Annotated in this window: 14 protein-coding genes; 9 read left to right on the top strand and 5 right to left on the bottom strand. The window is 59.6% G+C overall.

What is annotated here, in order from left to right:
- The first annotated feature begins 90 nt into the window (after nt 1–90).
- Nucleotides 91–1083, top strand: coding sequence for an asparaginase (locus BLR08_RS14795; RefSeq protein ID WP_072330439.1), 993 nt, complete (start codon nt 91–93; stop codon nt 1081–1083).
- A 231-nt stretch (nt 1084–1314) separates the two neighbouring features.
- Complete coding sequence (locus BLR08_RS14790; RefSeq protein ID WP_072330902.1) at nt 1315–3033, top strand: ABC transporter ATP-binding protein; 1719 nt, start codon at nt 1315–1317, stop codon at nt 3031–3033.
- 250 nt (nt 3034–3283) lie between these two features.
- Here the strand turns inward: BLR08_RS14790 and BLR08_RS14785 are convergent, their stop codons facing one another.
- Both BLR08_RS14785 and BLR08_RS14780 read right to left on the bottom strand, forming a co-directional pair.
- Complete coding sequence (locus BLR08_RS14785; RefSeq protein ID WP_072330441.1) at nt 3284–3907, bottom strand: pyridoxamine 5'-phosphate oxidase family protein; 624 nt, start codon at nt 3905–3907, stop codon at nt 3284–3286.
- Nucleotides 3907–4386, bottom strand: coding sequence for a GNAT family N-acetyltransferase (locus BLR08_RS14780; RefSeq protein ID WP_072330443.1), 480 nt, complete (start codon nt 4384–4386; stop codon nt 3907–3909). The genes BLR08_RS14785 and BLR08_RS14780 overlap by 1 nt, the downstream gene beginning before the upstream one ends.
- A gap of 121 nt (nt 4387–4507) precedes the next feature.
- Between BLR08_RS14780 and BLR08_RS14775 the strand changes: the two genes are divergently transcribed.
- The 7 genes from BLR08_RS14775 to BLR08_RS14745 all read left to right on the top strand — a co-directional run bounded on the left by BLR08_RS14775 (nt 4508) and on the right by BLR08_RS14745 (nt 13291).
- Nucleotides 4508–5989: a MocR-like pyridoxine biosynthesis transcription factor PdxR gene (locus tag BLR08_RS14775; RefSeq protein WP_072330445.1), complete on the top strand. Its 1482-nt coding sequence runs from the start codon at nt 4508–4510 to the stop codon at nt 5987–5989.
- Between the two features lie 92 nt (nt 5990–6081).
- Nucleotides 6082–7281, top strand: coding sequence for a hypothetical protein (locus BLR08_RS14770; protein WP_072330447.1), 1200 nt, complete (start codon nt 6082–6084; stop codon nt 7279–7281).
- A complete protein-coding gene (locus BLR08_RS14765) occupies nt 7278–8267 on the top strand; it encodes a Gfo/Idh/MocA family protein (RefSeq protein ID WP_072330449.1) in 990 nt (329 codons plus the stop codon). Before BLR08_RS14770 ends, BLR08_RS14765 begins: the two co-directional genes overlap by 4 nt.
- A gap of 23 nt (nt 8268–8290) precedes the next feature.
- Nucleotides 8291–10462, top strand: a complete 2172-nt coding sequence (locus BLR08_RS14760) for a glycoside hydrolase family 31 protein (protein ID WP_256257608.1) — start codon at nt 8291–8293, stop codon at nt 10460–10462.
- An 84-nt stretch (nt 10463–10546) separates the two neighbouring features.
- Nucleotides 10547–10954, top strand: a complete 408-nt coding sequence (locus tag BLR08_RS14755; protein WP_083537077.1) for a cupin domain-containing protein — start codon at nt 10547–10549, stop codon at nt 10952–10954.
- Between the two features lie 190 nt (nt 10955–11144).
- Nucleotides 11145–12143 carry an aldo/keto reductase gene (locus tag BLR08_RS14750; RefSeq protein WP_072330451.1) on the top strand — a complete coding sequence of 333 codons (999 nt, stop codon included), beginning with the start codon at nt 11145–11147 and terminating at the stop codon, nt 12141–12143.
- 311 nt (nt 12144–12454) lie between these two features.
- Nucleotides 12455–13291: a tetratricopeptide repeat protein gene (locus BLR08_RS14745; RefSeq protein WP_072330453.1), complete on the top strand. Its 837-nt coding sequence runs from the start codon at nt 12455–12457 to the stop codon at nt 13289–13291.
- A gap of 745 nt (nt 13292–14036) precedes the next feature.
- On the opposite strand, the gene BLR08_RS14740 is transcribed toward BLR08_RS14745, so the two are convergent.
- From BLR08_RS14740 to BLR08_RS14730, 3 genes are all read right to left on the bottom strand, one after another.
- The gene (locus tag BLR08_RS14740) at nt 14037–15293 is read right to left on the bottom strand and encodes an MFS transporter (protein WP_072330455.1); all 1257 of its coding nucleotides are present in this window, start codon (nt 15291–15293) and stop codon (nt 14037–14039) included.
- Between the two features lie 327 nt (nt 15294–15620).
- A complete protein-coding gene (gene asd / locus BLR08_RS14735) occupies nt 15621–16421 on the bottom strand; it encodes an archaetidylserine decarboxylase (protein WP_072330457.1) in 801 nt (266 codons plus the stop codon).
- Nucleotides 16422–16668: 247 nt separating this feature from the next.
- A complete protein-coding gene (locus BLR08_RS14730; RefSeq protein WP_072330459.1) occupies nt 16669–16881 on the bottom strand; it encodes a hypothetical protein in 213 nt (70 codons plus the stop codon).
- Nucleotides 16882–16916: the final 35 nt, after the last annotated feature.

Genomic DNA, 16916 nt, shown 5'->3' with positions numbered 1-16916 from the left:
GCCGGATTGCCATCAGCGCGCCGGCCTATTTATAGAGTAAGTTAACCGATTCATAAAAGACGATATAACACGCGGAGTTGACGAGTCGGCATGAAACGGATCTTATTGATCAATACGGGAGGGACGATCTCCTCCTCCCCGACCTGTAACGGCCTGGTCCCGGCATTCAGCTCCGACAGCCTGCTGGAGCAAGTCCCGGAGGTGAAGCGAATGTGCGCCGCCCAAGCGATGTCGCTGATGTCTGTCGACAGCACGAATATGCAGCCCGAGCATTGGGCGGCGCTTGCGCGGGCGGTGTGCGCGGGGCTGGAGCAATACGACGGCATCGTCGTTGCCCACGGGACGGACACGATGGCGTATACGGCCGCGGCGCTGAGTTTCATGCTGGGCAGCCTGGCGAAGCCGGTCGTGCTGACAGGCTCGCAGCAGCCGATCGGCCGCGTCGACGGCGACTCCCGCCGAAATCTTCTCGACGCCTTTGCCGCCGCGTGCGGGGATGTTGCCGGCGTGCTGGTGGCGTTTCACGGGAAGGTAATGAAAGGCTGCCGTGTGACCAAGGTCAGGTCGAAAAGCTTTGACGCCTTCGAAAGCGTGAACTACCCCGATCTCGGATATATCCGCGACGGCCAGCTGGTGCGCAATCCCGCCGCCCCCTACGGAAACCTTAAGCCGCTGCCGTACAGCGACCGGCTCGCTACCGAGGTGTTCCTGCTCAAGCTGCTGCCCGGCATCAAGCCGGATATTCTGGAGGCGGTCCGGCAGCTTGGATACAAGGGTGTCGTAATCGAAGGCTTCGGTCTCGGCGGCGTCCCTAACCGTGAGCAAGGGCTCGTTGCCGGGATCGAGCGGCTAACCGAGGCCGGTATCTGCGTGGCAGTGACGACACAGTGCCTGTACGAAGGCTCGGATTTGACAGTCTACGAGGTCGGGCGTACCGCGCTGGCCGCAGGCGCGATTCCCGGCTACGACATGACGACCGAGGCGCTGACGGTTAAGCTGATGTGGGCGCTCGGACAGTCCTCAGATATCGGCACCGTCAAGGGTATCATGGGGACGAATGTAGCGTATGAGATGACAGTTTAGATCTCGGTTAAGATCGGCGTGAGAAGAGAAGGGAGATCTTGCTATGAGCGAAGCCTGTCCGATAAACAGGACAGGCCAGCTTCGCATTTGGATTTTGGCCTGGCAGCAAAAAGCCGCTTCTCTTCCTCGGACAGGGAGGAGGAACGGCTTTGCCGTTTCATAAGTCCAAAAAGTATTGCGCGATTCCGGCATATCTTATATGATGGCAGGCAGAGGAGGGTTACACGCATGATGCTTCGCCGGTTTTTCTCATATTACCGACCGTACAAAGGGCTTTTTCTGCTGGACTTCACCTGCGCGATTATTGCGGGATTGTTGGAGCTGGCATTTCCGCTTGCGGTCAGCAAGTTTATCGACGATCTGCTGCCCGGACAAGACTGGCCGGTCATCGTATTGGCTTGTCTGGCGCTGCTCGCTATTTACGCTTTGAATACAGCGCTCAATTATATTGTCACCTATTGGGGGCATATGCTCGGGGTCAATATCGAGACGGATATGCGCCGCAAGATGTTCGAGCATATCCAGAAGCTGAGCTTCCGCTTCTTCGACAATCACAAGACCGGCCATCTGATCGGGCGGATTACGAACGATCTGAACGATATCGGCGAGGTGGCCCATCACGGCCCCGAGGATGTATTCATCGCCGTGATGACGCTGGCCGGCGCATTTACGCTGATGGCGTATATCAACCTGGAGCTGGCGCTGCTGACCTTTATCATTATCCCGATCATGGCTTGGCTGATCATTTTCTTCGGTCGAAGGATGACCAAGACGTACCGGCGGCTGTTCGGCGATGTCGGCAATTTCAACGCGCGGATCGAGGACAATGTAGGCGGCATCCGCGTCGTGCAGTCGTTCGCCAACGAAGCGCATGAGAACAAGCTGTTCGCGGTGGACAACCAGAACTTCCGGGCGACCAAGCTGCTTGCTTACAAAACGATGGCCAAAAGCATCTCGGTCAGCTATATGATGATGCGTCTGATCACGGTATTTGTCATGATCTGCGGAGCCTGGTTTTTCATCCAGGGCAAGCTGGAGATGGGGGAGTTTATGGCGTTCCTGCTGCTCTCGAACATTTTCTTCCGGCCGATCGAGAAGATCAATGCCGTCATCGAAAGTTATCCGAAGGGAATCGCGGGCTTTAAGCGGTACACGGAAGTTATCGATACCGAGCCGGACATCGCGGATGCGCCGGATGCGGTGGACCTCAGCGGCGTGCAGGGAGAGATCCGCTTCGAGCAGGTGACCTTCGGATACGAGCCGGGGCGCGATATTTTGCATGGAATCGATCTGAGCATCCATGCCGGGGAAACGATTGCCTTTGTCGGCCCGTCGGGGGCGGGGAAAACGACGATTTGCAGCCTGCTGCCCCGCTTCTACGACGTAACCGGGGGCCGGATTACGGTCGACGGCCGGGATATCCGGCAGATCAAGCTGCAGTCGCTGCGCAAGCATATCGGGATTGTTCAGCAGGATGTATTTCTGTTCGCCGGCACGATCCGGGAAAATATCGCTTACGGCGATCTGAACGCGACGGAGGAGCAGATCTGGGAGGCCGCCAGGCGCGCCTCGCTGGAGGAGCTGATCCTGAAGCTGCCGGAAGGCATGGACACGGTGATCGGCGAGCGCGGCGTGAAGCTGTCGGGCGGTCAGAAGCAGCGGTTGTCCATTGCCCGGATGTTTCTGAAAAATCCGCCGATCCTGATCCTGGACGAGGCGACATCGGCCCTGGATACGGAAACCGAAGCGGCGATCCAGAAGTCGCTCGCCGAGCTGGCCATCGGCAGGACGACGCTTGTCATCGCTCACAGGCTGACGACGATCCGCAATGCGGACCGCATCGTAGTCGTGAACGAGCAAGGCATCGCCGAGCAGGGCAGCCATCAGGAGCTGATGGCGCTGGGCGGCATCTACAGCAGGCTGCACCAAGCGCATGCGGAGCATGCCTAAAGCTGGGCCTGCCGCCAAGCGCGGCTGGTTGAAGTATGGAGCGCGCCCGACCGGAGGGCGCGGCAGAGAGCCCGGGCGCTGAGACTAGCGTCCGGGCTCTTTATGAGGACTGGGAGCCGGCCGCTCCCTCCTCCTCCATTTGGCGGCTGGCTGCATAGGGCGCCGACAGCCGGTCCGCTGGTGCCGGGCTCTGGACCCGGGGCTGCGCTGCCACGGGCGTCACCCCAAGCCGAGCCGGGACCAAGCTAAATTAAGCCTCCCCGCGGTGATGAGGGCAATAGCGTTTCATCAGAGCGAGCGTCTCCGCATCGAGCGGGCCGTCCCGTCCCTCCAGGCCGGTTGTAATTTTGCTTCTTTGCCCGTCCTTCAGATTTTGTCCGAACTTGAACTTGGCGGTCATCGATTCGATCCGGATACGCACGACGGCCGTACCGCGGAGCTGCGGGACATAGTCGGCGTCCTCGGGGTCGATCGTTTCGTAGCCGCCTTCCGCCTGGAGTTTGCTCATGAAGGCGGACAGAGCCGTTGCTTTCTCCTGCAAATCCTCCAGCAGCTCGCCATAGCCCTTGATCAGCACCGACTTGAAGAAAGCCGTGGCCGGACAGGCCAGCTTGGGATCTACGAAATAAGAAGGGATTCGGGCGAACTCCTGCGCCACCGAGAACGTAACCTGCTTATGGTGTTTCAGATTGGCCATTTTCTGTCCGATCTTGCTGCCATGGAAATACACGGCCCCTTCGTGATAAACGAAATTGACGGGCGTCAGCTCCGGCCACCCATCCTCGCCCTGCGTTCCCAGCACCCCCCAGCTCATCTCCGCCAGAAAGGCTTCCATCTCCTGTTCCTCAGTCATCTCGAAGTCTCGTCTGCGCATTATAAACCCTCCAGGTTAAGAAAATAGTGAACAAATTCCGTATCCTCGGCATATCCGGCTTGCTCGTACAGCTGTCTGGCCCGCGCGTTGCCGGTTGCCGTTGCCAGCTCGATGCCCTTGGCTCCTGTGCCACGGGCGTAGCCGGCCGCCGCCTCCAGCAGACTTCGGCCTGCGCCGCGTCCCCGGGCGTGCGGCAGAACAAATAAGTCGTTAAGCGTCCAGACGCGCTTCATCGATATCGACGACCAGGTCGGATACAGCTGGGCGAAGCCCAGAACGGCTGCTCCCGGCTCTGCGGATTCCGCAGCTTTGTACAGCACAGAGAAGCCCTTCTCCAGATTGGTACGCAGGAAAGCTTCGGCGCCCGCGAGATCCGGCGTTTGTCCGTAGAACTGCCGGTAAGCGTCGAATAACACGGCGATGTCCGCGATATCGGAAAGATCCGCCAGCCGGCAGATCGGACGGGTTGAGAGATTCATCATAAACGCTCCATTCCAATTAGCTGATAGAGGAACTATAATCAATTCAATGACCATAGAAAAGATCCAATTTCTATTATTTTTATTGGACCATTATGTGAAAAAAAAGAGGAGGAGAAATATGGATTTTCCGATTCCTTACGAAGCGTACGCACGCAGGCATCCTACGAAGCATGAGGCGCTGTACGAGGCATTGCGCGATACGATCGTGAACGGCAGGCTGGGCTTCGGGATGAGGCTGCCGTCGACGCGCGAGCTGGCTGCCTTGTACGGCTTGTCCCGCGGCACGGTCAACCAGGTATATGAGACGCTTGCTTCCGAGGGGTACGTCGTCAGTTCGGTCGGACGCGGGACCTCCGTTGCTTACCGCTACGCGCCTCCTGCCGCGCATTCGCCTGCTGAGGAGGCCGAAGACGATTTTCATTTGTCCGCTTGGGCACAGCGACTGACAGAGCCGCCGTCGGAACCCAGGCTGCAGGCCGCCGAGGCGCAGAGCGCCATTATAAATTTCGCTTCGGGCAGGACGGATCGGCGGCTGTTCCCGCGCGAGGCATGGAACCGGTGCCTGTACGCGCAGATTCGCGCGGAAGAGGGACGCGGGGAAGGTGACGGCTCGGGAGCGCAAGGCGATAACAGGCTGAGGGAGGCGATTGCCATGTACTTGCGGCGCACCCGCGGGCTCAGAGCCCAGGCCAACCATATAGCCGTCGTGCACGGTTCGATGCAGGCGCTGGCCTTGATCGCCCAGCTTGTATTGAATCCGGGCGATCGAGCGGTTGCGGAGACGCCCGCTTACTCCGGAGTCCGTAGAGCTATCCGCTCGGCAGGCGGCCATGTCATTGACGCAGCCGTCGACTCCGCCGGTATCCGGCCGGAGGAGTGGGAGGCCCGCGCCTTGTTCGTCACCCCCTCGAGGCAGTTTCCTACCGGGGCGGTGCTTAGCCTGGAACGGCGTCAGGCGCTGCTTGCCTGGGCGAGCAGCAGACGGGCAGTTATCGTCGAGGACGATTATGACAGCGAGTTCCGCCATCGGGGACGGAGCATCGAACCGCTTAAGGCGCTGGATCGCGAGAACCGGGTCGTCTACGTCGGCAGCTTTACGAAGACGATGCCTCCTTCTCTGCGCATCGGGTATGCCGTATTGCCCGAGCCGCTTGTGAAGCCGTTTGTGCTTGCCCAGGCGTTGTACGAGCCGGTATCCTCCAACGTCCTGGAGCAGCGGGCCCTGGCCGCCTTTATGGCCAGCGGAGGCTACGAGCGGCATCTGCGCCGCATGAAGCGGACGTACGGCCGGAAGTTTGCGCGCCTGGCCGATCTGCTGCAGAGCAGGCTGTCCGGCCTGTTCGACTGGGTCCCCAGCGATGCGGGCTTGCACCTGTTCGGCTGGTGGAAGGGCGGACCTGCCGCTTACGAGGCTTACCGGTCCGCGTGCCGGACGGCAGGCGTTCTGTGGGCGGATGCCCCGCCTGCCGAGTCGGGGGCCGAAGCCGGACGGCAGGGAGCCTATTTTCATTTCTCGGATTTGAGCGAAGAGGAGATGGAGGAAGGGGTTCGCAGGATGTGTGAACTGGATTTTATCGTAAAAGAACACATGCGATCGTAAATTAAGCAATCACGATACCCCATGGACTGGGTTATGATAGAAGGTGTGGGCTTTCGGCCCTCCATATTTTAGCAAGCGAAGGGAGCAGACCAATGAACCGCGAGGAGTGGATATCCCGCGTGATGGGGATGGCTGTGCTGGACACGCATACGCATCTGGTCGGCGACCGTCTGGCCGCAAAAGACTTTTGGGAGCTGGCTGACTACTTCTGGCTGTTCCGCGAGCTGCAGTCGGCCGGTTATCCGGCCTATGCGGCGGAGCTGCCGGAGCGGGAGCGGATTCAAGCTTTTCTGAAAGCCTACCAGGCCAGCCGCAATACGCTGATGAATTGGGCTTTCACTTACAGCATCAAGCAGCTGCATGGCCTGGAGCTTCGGGATGAAGCGTCGGTCAGGGAGGCGGATGCTGCGATACGGGCTTCGGCGGCTGACCCTGCCTGGGCTCAGCAGGTGGCGGATCGCGCCGGCATCCGGCGCTCCGTAGTGAACCACCGCGACCATAGGAGGTTCGCAGGAATGCGCGCGGATGCGATCTGGATGCCACGCATCGACGGACGCATCGCGGAGTGGGTCAAGTCGATCCGCGAGGCTCCGGCTCCAGAGCTCACGGCCGCTGAGAAGGCGGAGGACATCCGGCTGCTGCTGGCTTCCTTCCGGCAGACGGGCTGCCCGGGCATCATGACGACGCTGCCCCGGTATGAAGCGTCGGCGAACGCTTCGACTGCCGCAACCGGCAGCCTGGATGGAGACGGCGCGTTGATGCGGGTGCTGCATGTAATCGGTGAAGCCGCCGAACAGGAAGGGCTGGCCGTGCAGCTGCTGCTTGGCGTGGAGCGCTCCTGGTGCGGAGAGCCTTTGCCGGCGGGCGACCCCGCTCGCATTCTGAAGCTGTGCGGCTTGTTTGAGCGGTATGCCTGTCCGTTCGAGCTGGTGCTGGCCTCGGAGATGAATAACCTGGACGCGGTTCAAGCCGCTTGGAACTTTCCCAATGTCCACATCGGAGGCATGTGGTGGTATAACTTCCGCGCAAGTACATACCGGCAGAGCATGCAGTACCGGCTGGAGGCCATTGCCGCGAGCAAAAGCTCTCTCATCGTCTCCGACGCCCGGTGCATCGAGTGGAGCTTCGGTAAAATTATGCTCGTCAAACGACTGCTCGGCGAATTTCTGCACAGCCAGGTGGAGACGGGCTGGCTGGATGAAGAGACGGCGCTGGCCGTGGCGGAGCAGTGGCTGTATGCGAGCGCCGCTGCGCGGTACGGCATATCCGATGGGGAGGAGGAGACGGCATGAGGAAGGCTATTTTGGTGGGGCTTGGCTCGGCCGGTTACAGCTGGTACAAGCGGCTGAAGGCGCAGGGCCTGCTGGCGGCCGTCGTAGAGACGGTTCCTGCGATGCGGGAGAAGATGGGGACGGACCCATACCCGTTCTACACGTCGCTGGAGGAGGCGCTTGAGCGCGAGCAGGCGGATTTCCTTGTGAATGTCACGAGCCCATCCGCTCATACGATCGTTAATCATGCAGCGTTCGATCGGAGGTTGCCGGTGCTGTGCGAGAAGCCGATCGCTTTTGACTATGAGGAGTCGGTGGAGGTCGTCAGCCGGGCGGTCCGCGAGGGCATTCCGTTTATGATCGCTGAGAATTACCGCCGTTTCCCGGCGATCCGGCTGATGAAGAGGAAGATCGACGAGGGAGCGATCGGCTGCGTCTCGTCCATCGATATCCGGTTTTTGCGTTATCATCGGGTGGAGCGTCAATATAGGGTGCAGCTGCTCGATGATATCGGGGTGCATCATTTCGATCTGATCCGGTATTTGACCGGGGCGGAGGGAACGCGCATCTGCGCGCGCCAATATAATCCGAATCATGGCTGGCAGGAGCCGGGGGCCGTGCTCAATGCCGATGTGTGGATCGAGCTGGAAGGCGGCATCCGTGCCGGCTATACGGGTTCTATCGCGTCATCGGGCGAGCAGACGCCATGGTCCGGCCATATCCGGATCGAGGGTACAGAGGGAAGCCTTGAGCTTGGCGGGCAAGCCTTGACGCTTCGCCGTGCCCGTGAAGAAAAGACGGAGAGCTGGGATGACTTCACCGGCGTCCATGCGCCGGATACGCTCAGCGATTTTCTGCAATCGCTTACCGATGGTCTGGAGCCGGAGACCAGCGCCCGGGATTATATTCGTACGCAAGCCTTGGTGCAGGCGGCCAAGCAGTCTGCGGAAGCTGAAGGCTGGATCGATGTGGTGCAGCCGGTTGTTGGAGAGCGCCTTCGGGCTTAACACGAGGAAGAGGTGGAAGAACGGTGAAGAAGCTGGAAGCTGTGAATGAGATGCAGGCTTGGGAGCAAATGGCGCCCGGCATATGGCGCATGACGATAGGGGAGCCGGACGGGTTGACTCCGCTGCGGCAGACGGCGCGGAAGCCCATGGGCGGAGCGTTGGAGAAGCTCGGCGAGGCCGTTCTTCCTTTTGACCGGGCCGAGGTGAGACTGGACTGCCCGGGCTCCGCACGGGTGCTTTCCTTCCCGCTGGCGGAGGAGGAGGCTTTGTACGGCATGGGGCTGCAATTCATGCGGATGAATCAGCGGGGACGCACCCGTTACCTGCGGGTGAACAGCGACCCTAAGCAGGACACGGGTGAAACGCATGCGCCCATGCCGTATTACGTCAGCGATAGAGGGTATGCAGTGCTGGTCGATACGTCGCGTATCGTCACGGTATACGCCGGCTCGACGCTGCGCGCCGAAGATACCCGGCCGGAGCAGGCGGTCGATCGCAATACGGACCGGAGCTGGAGAGCTACGCTTGTCTCCCCGAGGCTGGAAATTCGCCTCCCCGAGGAGGGGGCGGATGTTTATCTATTTGCCGGTCCCACGCTGTCCGATGCCGTCAGCCGCTACAACTTGTATGCAGGAGGCGGCGTTCTGCCTCCGAAGTGGGGACTCGGCTTCTGGCATCGCGTTCCCAAGCTGTACAGCGACGAGGAGACGGAACAGGAAGCGATGGAGTTCCGCAAGCGGGGATTTCCTTGCGATGTGATCGGACTGGAGCCGGGCTGGCACAGCCGCAGTTATCCGGTCACCTACGAATGGGATAAGGGCCGCTTCCCCGATCCGGCCAGGTTTGTCCGGACGCTGGGCGAGCAGGGCTTCCAGGTGAATTTGTGGGAGCACCCTTTCGTTTCGCCGGAGGCGTCCATCTATGAGAAGCTGAAGCCGTTGTCGGGCAGCCATACGGTATGGGGCGGACTGGCTCCCGATTATTCGCTGCCCGAGGCGCGCGATATTTACAAGAAGCAGCATGACGAGAACCATGTGGCCATCGGCGTGGCCGGCTACAAGCTGGATGAATGCGACGGCAGCGACCTGACCAACCATTCGTGGATGTTTCCCGCCCACGCTGCTTTTCCTTCCGGGCATGACGGGGAGCAGATGAGACAGATGTACGGCTTGCTGCTTCAGCAGATGACGGATGACCTGTACCGCAGTCGCAATAGGCGGACGTACGGGCTTGTTCGCGCGTCAGGCGCAGCCGCTTCTTCGCTGCCGTATGTGCTCTACTCGGATCTGTACGACCACCGGCAGTTTGTCAGGGCGCTGTGCAATGCATCCTTCTGCGGCTTGCTGTGGACCCCCGAGGTGCGCAAGGCGGACAGTGCGGAAGAATGGGTGCGGCGCATGCAGACGGTCTGCTTCTCCCCGCTGGCGATGCTCAACGCCTGGGGCGACGGGACGAAGCCATGGACTTACCCGGAGGCGGAGCCGGTGATTCGCCACTATATTCGTTTGAGAATGAGACTGCTGCCGTATCTGTACACGGCTTTCGCCAAGTATCGCTTCGGGGGTACGCCTCCTTTCCGGCCGATGCCTATGGCTTTCTCCAGCGGGGAGGCTTTCCGGAAGGCGGCCCGGTCCGTGCCCGTGGAGTCGGAATTCGCCAACACGGCGGAAGGGGCTTACGGCCGGCGTCAAGCCAAGGAATGGGATGACCAGTACATGATGGGCGATGATCTTGTGGTAGCGCCTGTATTCGCCGGCGAGCGGGAGCGGGAGGTGCTGCTGCCTCCGGACGTCTGGTACGGGCTGGAAACAGGCATCCGTTACGAAGGCGGCCAGGTTGTGCGGGTGCAAGCACGGCTTGAGATGATCCCGCTGTTCGTGAGAGAAGGCGCGCTGCTGCCGACGGCTCCCGCACGCGATCATGCTCCGGCAAGCGGAGAGGGGACGCAGGTGGAATGGCTGCACTTTGGCGAAGCCCCCGGCGAAGGAACGATGTATGAGGATGACGGGGAGTCATTCGACTATGAGCAGGGAAAATCCGCCTGGTTGAAGGCAAGCGTGGTCAAGGACGACGCGGGTCAGCTGAAGTTTGAAGCGGCGGCAGCTGACGGCGGATGGAAGGCGGCCGCAGCTGGCGGAGAGGCGAAGTTCCGGGTCGGCCTCACGCGGCTGCCGGAGGAATGGAACGGCGACTAGACCGCTATGAGACGGCCGGGGCCGGATTTTTCACCGCGCTAGTCAGTGAGCTTCGAGCGTTCAAGGGATAGGGAGGATTGAGGGATGATCATACGCAACTATTTGCAGGCGGAGCTGGGGGCCGGCTCCAGCCACCGCGGCAAGGGACTGGTGCATGGCGTGAGGCTGTTCGACAACAACGACTATGACAGCCCGCTGCGATTCATGTATTATACGGAGATCCCGCCGGGCGCTTCGATCGGCTATCACAAGCATGGTCAGGATGAAGAAGTTTATGTGATTCTTGAAGGCCGCGGCCTGATGACGGTCAATGGAGAGACGCGAGAGGTCGGCGCTGGCGATGTCATTCTGAACAAACCCGGCTGGAGCCATGGGCTGGAAAATGCGTTTGACGAAACGATGCGGCTGCTTATCTATGAAGCGGCGTTATGTCCGGCCGCTGTAAGCCCGGGAGCTGCTGACGCAGCGTCGGCGACGGCGACGACGGAATAAGCGGCAGATTCGGCTATGCCCGACAGCGTAGAAGTCCGGTAAACAAGAGGCCGGAGAGCCGATAGGGAGTTGAAACAGCGAGCGAGTGTAAGCCCGATCGGCCGCAGGCCGCGAGTTGTTCACCGGACTTTTAGACCCGGCAATTTTGATCTATATAAGGATACGGATACATAGGAAGGGGAAATCGGAAATGACTTATCAAGCGCAGGAGTCACGCTATACGGGAGGTATGCTTTACCGCCGGACCGGAGCGAGCGGGCTCAAGCTGTCGGCCATCTCGCTTGGCCTCTGGCATAATTACGGCGGTCATGACGCTTATGAGAACGGCAGGGCTATGTTCAGGCGCGCCTTCGATCTGGGCATCACCCATATCGATCTGGCGAATAACTACGGCCCGCCTCCCGGCTCGGCCGAAGAAACGTTCGGCCGGCTGCTGAAGGCCGACTTTGCGCCGTACCGCGATGAGCTGGTAGTGGCGACCAAGGCGGGCTACCGGATGTGGCCGGGTCCTTACGGGGAGTGGGGCTCCCGCAAGAGTATGCTGGCCAGCCTGGATCAAAGCCTGAAGCGGATGGGGCTCGATTATGTCGATATTTTCTACTCGCATCGCTTCGATCCGAATACGCCGCTGGAGGAGACGATGGGGGCGCTGAGCCATGCCGTACGCCAAGGCAAAGCGTTGTACGTCGGCATTTCCAATTACAATGCCGAGCAGACGAAAGAGGCGGTCCGGATCCTGCGCGCGCTCGGGACGCCGTGCCTGATCCATCAGGTGCATTACTCGATGTTCGAGCGCAAGCTGGAGGAGGGCCTGCAGCAGGTGCTGGAGGAGGAAGGCGTCGGCTCGATCGCCTACAGTCCGCTTGCCCGCGGATTGCTGACCGACCGCTACCTGGAGCGCATCCCCGAGGACTCCCGTGCGGCAGGAGCCAGCGTCTTTCTGCGACCGGAGGATATTACCGAAGCGAAGGTGGCGAAAGCCCGGCTGTTGAACGCGCTGGCCGCAGAGCGCGGCCAGACGCTGGCTCAGATGGCCGTCGTCTGGGCGCTGCAGCAGGGGCGGGTGACCTCCGCGCTGATCGGCGCCAGCAGAGTCAGCCAGATCGAGGATATCGCGGGCGCGCTGCGGAATCCCGACTTTAGCGCTGAAGAGCTGGCGCGCATTGAGACGATATTGGCAGAAGGGTGATTTAGCAAGCCGTTTTGAGTGTCGCGTGGGTGGGGCCGCTCAGGAGAGCTGCTAGCTGGTAGCTGAGAGCTGAGAACTGAGAGCTGGTAGCTGAGAACTGAGAGCTGGTAGCTAAGAGCTGAGGCCGAGAGCTGGAGGTGAAGGCTGAGGCATCCCCCCTGCCCGCAGCAGCGAGCATACGGGCCGCAAGCCTCTGGCGCAGGGCTGCGGCGCGCCACGACGATCTTCGTTACATGGGTTTGCCCAGAAAGTGGCTTCTCCTGCCTTGCCTTGAGTATAATAAGGAAAAGCGTATGTAGGAGGAGAAGCGGTTGCCGCCAATTGTAAAGTTGCTGTTGCAGGTTGCTGTCGTCATTATTTTCATCGTGCTTCTGTTCAAGGTCCATTGGGCGCTCGGACTTGGGGTCGTTGTACTGGGAGCGGGTTTGTTTGCATTCATGAATCGTTCCGCGTTGTACGCCCAGAGAGGAAATATGGCTTATATGAAGGGCGATCAGGGAAAAGCGCTGGAGCTGCTGGAGAAAGCGAGCAAGCTGAAGCGGGTTATGCCGCAGCACCGGATCGGCTACGGGTTTCTGCTGCTGAAGGCAGGGAGACCGGACGAAGCAGAGGGAATATTCCGCGAGGTGCAGCGTTCGTCGCCGCCCCGGGAAGTCATGATGCAGGCCCGGATCAATCTGTCTACGGCCTATTGGCTGCAGGGCAGAAGGGAAGAGGGCCTCGCGCTGATGGAGCAAGTGCTGGCAGACTATAAAAACACGCTGGCTTACGGCAACCTCGGCTATTTCAAGCTGCTGAACGGCGACCTGGAGCAGGCCCTGACTTTAAATGAGGAAGCGTACGAATTTAATGATAGCGATGTGACGATCCTCGATAATCTGGCGCAGACCTATTATATGCTGGGCCGTCTGGAAGAGGCTGCGGCTATGTACGACAAGGTCATGGACAAGTCTCCGAAGTATGCGGAGTCCTACTATTTCCATGCGCTTACGCTGCGGAAGCTGGGTCGGCTGGATGAGGCCCGCGCGCAGAGCGAACAGGCGCTTAGCCGGGAGCTGGCGCTGGTGACGCCACTGGCGCGCGAGGATCTGGAGCGTCTGGCGGGGGAGCTGGGGGCAGAAGCGGGATCGGCGGCCGATCAAATTTAGAGTAGAATCAGAATCACGATCTGAATCAGAGTCAACACAGTGTCAGAATCTGAAGCAGAATCAGAATTAGCATCGGGATGGGACTTGAAAGGTTCGCAGCTGCTTTAAAAGGGCAGCGGACCCTTCAAGTCTTTTTTAACTTCACTAAAGCAATAAAGCGCGGTGGAACTTTCTGCTCGCAAGAAAAGCTACCGCTAAAACATGAAGGTATCTTCCACGAATAGGCTCCGATCAGGAGCTTTTCTTATCGTAATAAGGATGGATCAGCTATGAAAATGGGTTCTGCGTCGGTGGGCGCAGTAAGCAAGAAAAGCTCCTCGCCGGAAGCTTTTCGGGGAACGATATAAGTGTGTTTCAGCTGTAGCCGGAAAATCGTATAAAATGCGCTCGCTTGGCGGTCAAGGTATAGGATTTATACGGAAAAACGTATAAATCTGCCCTGCTGGCGATCCAAATTAGGGGATTTGTCCGAAAAATCGTATAGATATGCTCGACCGGTGGTCAAAAGGATTAAGCTTGTACGAAAAAACGTATAAAGGGTTGGGTACGCTTAGCTCCCAGCCATGTGCAGGTCTAAACAGCAGTGACTGACACCCTTGAAGCCGGCACGGACATCTCCAAGCCCGCCGGCGGTCTAAAAGTAGCTAGCCGTCTGCATTCCGGCGGCAGGCGGATGACCTTGCTGCGGCAGAGCCTCCGGTCCAATTGCGCTGAGCAGACGGAGGGCCCTTACTCCTGCTGCCGACTAGCTTTCGGAGGACCACTCCTTCAGCTTGCGGTCCGATGGCAGGAAGAAAGTCAGCAGTCCGATCAGCGGAAGGAAGCTGACCCAGCCCATAACGGCCTGGAGATGAAATTTGTCCGCCAGTCCGCCAAGCGCCACGGCGCCGAGCGCGCCGAGACCGAAGGCCAAGCCGGTGATCAGACCAGATACGGTGCCGATTTTGCCCGGAATAAGCTCCTGGGCGTAGACGACTGTGACGGAGAAGCTGGATAAGATAATGAAGCCGTTGATCAGCAAAATAACGTAGGCCCAAAATTCATTGGCATACGGCAGGACAAGAGCCAGCGGAGCGGAGCCCAGCATGGAGAAGAAAATAATGTTGCGGCGTCCGAATCTATCCGAAAGCGGTCCGCCCATAAAGGTTCCTACTGCCCCGGCGGCGGCGAACAGGAAGATATACACCTGCGCGTGCTCCAGCGTCATGCTGAACTTCTCCATCAGCTGAAAAGGGAAATAAATCGTAATCCCGGCGTGGTACCAGGAACGGGCGAACACAAGAAAAATCAGCATGTAGACGGCAAAACGCAGCTGCCGTTTGCGGCTCGGATCAACGGCTCGGGTTCCGCTTTTGCGCGGAGCGGGCGGATTAGCTGCCATATAACCGCTGTACCACCGGGAAATAAACAGCTGTACGGCGATGGCGATGGCGGCCACTGCCGTGAACCAGATCGCCCCGAGCTGGCCGAGCGGGGCGAAGACGAGCGCCGTCATGACGGAAGCCAGCGATTGACCGGAATTGCCGCCGACCTGGAAGATGGATTGCGCAAGTCCGCGGCGGCTGCCTCCCGCCATATAAGCGACGCGCGAGCCTTCGGGATGGAAGATGGCGGAGCCGATGCCGACCAGCAGCACGGAAGCCAGCACGAGCCAATAATTTGGCGCCAGCGCCAGTCCCAGCACGCCGACGAAGGTAAAGCACATCCCGACCGGAAGCATATAAGGCTGGGGCTTGCGGTCCGAGTACATCCCTATCAGCGGCTGCATGACGGAAGCCGTCATATTCAGCGTGAAGACAATGATGCCCGACTGAGTATAGGTCAGCTTCATGGTATCCTTCAGAATCGGCAGAATGGCGGGAATGACGGATTGAATCGTATCATTAAACAAATGCACAAGGCTGATAGCGAGCAGGATACGGAAGACGGTGGGCTTCGCCTCGGACCTAGAAGTCTGAGGCGCATCCAAACCGCCCGCCGCAGCCCGAGCGGAAACGTTCATGCTGATTGCTCCTTCTTGATGTTGCAAAGGCAGCGCCGCTGCCTTTGCCTGTAGAGAGAAATATGGCCGGGAATGCCCTGAGGCAGGGGGGCTGGGCCCACCTGCCTCGCGGAACGTACGGCTTGCTTGTTTGCCGGGTCCGGCGGCCCGTGTTGTCGGCGCAAATGGAACTCGCGCCATCAGGGCGAATTCGCGCACAAGGCGAAACAACGCGCCGGTTCAGGCCGCCAGGAGACGGCGCCCAACCGGCGCTTCAGAGGCTGCCGGGCAAGACGTGCCGGGCGGAGTCCGGCCAGCGTGGCTCCGCCGGCGTCAGACCGGGGTCGGCTATGTGCCGGCCGACTGGCTGGTCAGGACGCCGAGCGCTTCGCCCATCTTCACTTTGCTGCCAACAGCAAGATCGGACCGCCCTTGGTACGTACCGTTCTCCATGAGCAGAACGACGGTTGAGCCGAATTCGAAGTAAGCGAGCTCATCGCCCGCTCCCACCCGGTTCGGCAGCGGGGACACGTACTGGATGGAGCTTACGTTCAGGGCGCCGACCTTGACCACGGCAATCTCGCCGGCTCCGTGCTGGAGATAGGTAATCAGCCGTTCGTTGCGGCTCAGCACACGACGCATATGCTTCAGACCGAAGTCGTTAACGGGATATACCTTGCCGGGCACATGCTCCTTCTCGATGATCTCTCCGGCTATCGGCGTATGGATGCGGTGATAGTCGGTCGGACTCAGATAGAGCACGTAGAAATATCCGTTCGTATAGTTAATGCGTCGCGGGCTAAAATTCAGCAGCTCCTCGACCGTGTAGTCCTGCCCCTTGACATTAAGCATCGTACCTTCCCGAATTTGGCCCATGCCGGTAATCATCGCATCGACAGGGCTTACGACGACGCCCTTCGCGGGATCGACCGGACGCAGGCCCGGCTTCAGACGGCGGGTGAAAAAATCGTTCAAAGACGCATATTCATGCACCGCTTTCTCCGCGTCCTCGACCCGTATGCCGTAAGTCTTGGCGAACTGGGGGATGAAGGCGCGGCTGGCGCGGGACTTGGCAAAGGCTCCCGTAATGCGGGATACGGTCTTGCGAGATGACAGCTCGGTTAAAAGCCGAAAAAACGTAATCTTCATATGGGTCAGTCGTCACCTATTTCTACAGGATCATTGATGGAACCTACCGATTATCTTGACACAGAACGGGAGACAAAGCAACCGCAAAACAGCGGCAAAAACAGCGGGAAGGCCCCCGAAGGAGCCTTCTTGGCTTGCAGTCCTCTTTTTTTCGGCGCTTTGCCGCTTTTCTCCGGCTTCCGCTTCCCCGCTTGATGCGCCGGCGTATTCCGGCCGCCTTGGTTCAGGAGCTGCGGGCCGGAGCCCGTCAGCTATTATTTTTGTATTCTCCGCAGGTCATGCAGGCGGCCAGATTGACCAGAATCGGGCTGCAAGCGCCGGACCACTTGGTGCAGTGAACGGGCGTACGGCAGGAAGGATCGCATTGGATTCGCGTGCAGAAGCGGCAGCTGACGATCATGTTTGCGGTAACAGCCATCATCTCTAAACCTTCAGGCTCGTTATGAACCGTGTCGTGCATTAATTGCTCCCCCTCGACCCTTTGATGTAAAGACA

It is taken from the genome of Paenibacillus sp. cl123 (genome assembly GCF_900101595.1).
GTDB lineage: Bacteria > Bacillota > Bacilli > Paenibacillales > NBRC-103111 > Paenibacillus_G.
Note: the sequence above shows the minus strand (reverse complement) of the source record. Positions and strands in the feature narration are given on the sequence as shown.

Excerpts from the sequence above, each read along its gene's own strand:
- BLR08_RS14795 (WP_072330439.1), top strand. The coding sequence starts at position 91 with ATGAAACGGATCTTATTGATCAATACGGGAGGGACGATCTCCTCCTCC.
- BLR08_RS14790 (WP_072330902.1), top strand. The coding sequence starts at position 1,315 with ATGCTTCGCCGGTTTTTCTCATATTACCGACCGTACAAAGGGCTTTTT.
- BLR08_RS14785 (WP_072330441.1), bottom strand. The coding sequence starts at position 3,907 with ATGCGCAGACGAGACTTCGAGATGACTGAGGAACAGGAGATGGAAGCC.
- BLR08_RS14780 (WP_072330443.1), bottom strand. The coding sequence starts at position 4,386 with ATGAATCTCTCAACCCGTCCGATCTGCCGGCTGGCGGATCTTTCCGAT.
- BLR08_RS14775 (WP_072330445.1), top strand. The coding sequence starts at position 4,508 with ATGGATTTTCCGATTCCTTACGAAGCGTACGCACGCAGGCATCCTACG.
- BLR08_RS14770 (WP_072330447.1), top strand. The coding sequence starts at position 6,082 with ATGAACCGCGAGGAGTGGATATCCCGCGTGATGGGGATGGCTGTGCTG.
- BLR08_RS14765 (WP_072330449.1), top strand. The coding sequence starts at position 7,278 with ATGAGGAAGGCTATTTTGGTGGGGCTTGGCTCGGCCGGTTACAGCTGG.
- BLR08_RS14755 (WP_083537077.1), top strand. The coding sequence starts at position 10,547 with ATGATCATACGCAACTATTTGCAGGCGGAGCTGGGGGCCGGCTCCAGC.
- BLR08_RS14750 (WP_072330451.1), top strand. The coding sequence starts at position 11,145 with ATGACTTATCAAGCGCAGGAGTCACGCTATACGGGAGGTATGCTTTAC.
- BLR08_RS14740 (WP_072330455.1), bottom strand. The coding sequence starts at position 15,293 with ATGAACGTTTCCGCTCGGGCTGCGGCGGGCGGTTTGGATGCGCCTCAG.
- asd (WP_072330457.1), bottom strand. The coding sequence starts at position 16,421 with ATGAAGATTACGTTTTTTCGGCTTTTAACCGAGCTGTCATCTCGCAAG.
- BLR08_RS14730 (WP_072330459.1), bottom strand. The coding sequence starts at position 16,881 with ATGCACGACACGGTTCATAACGAGCCTGAAGGTTTAGAGATGATGGCT.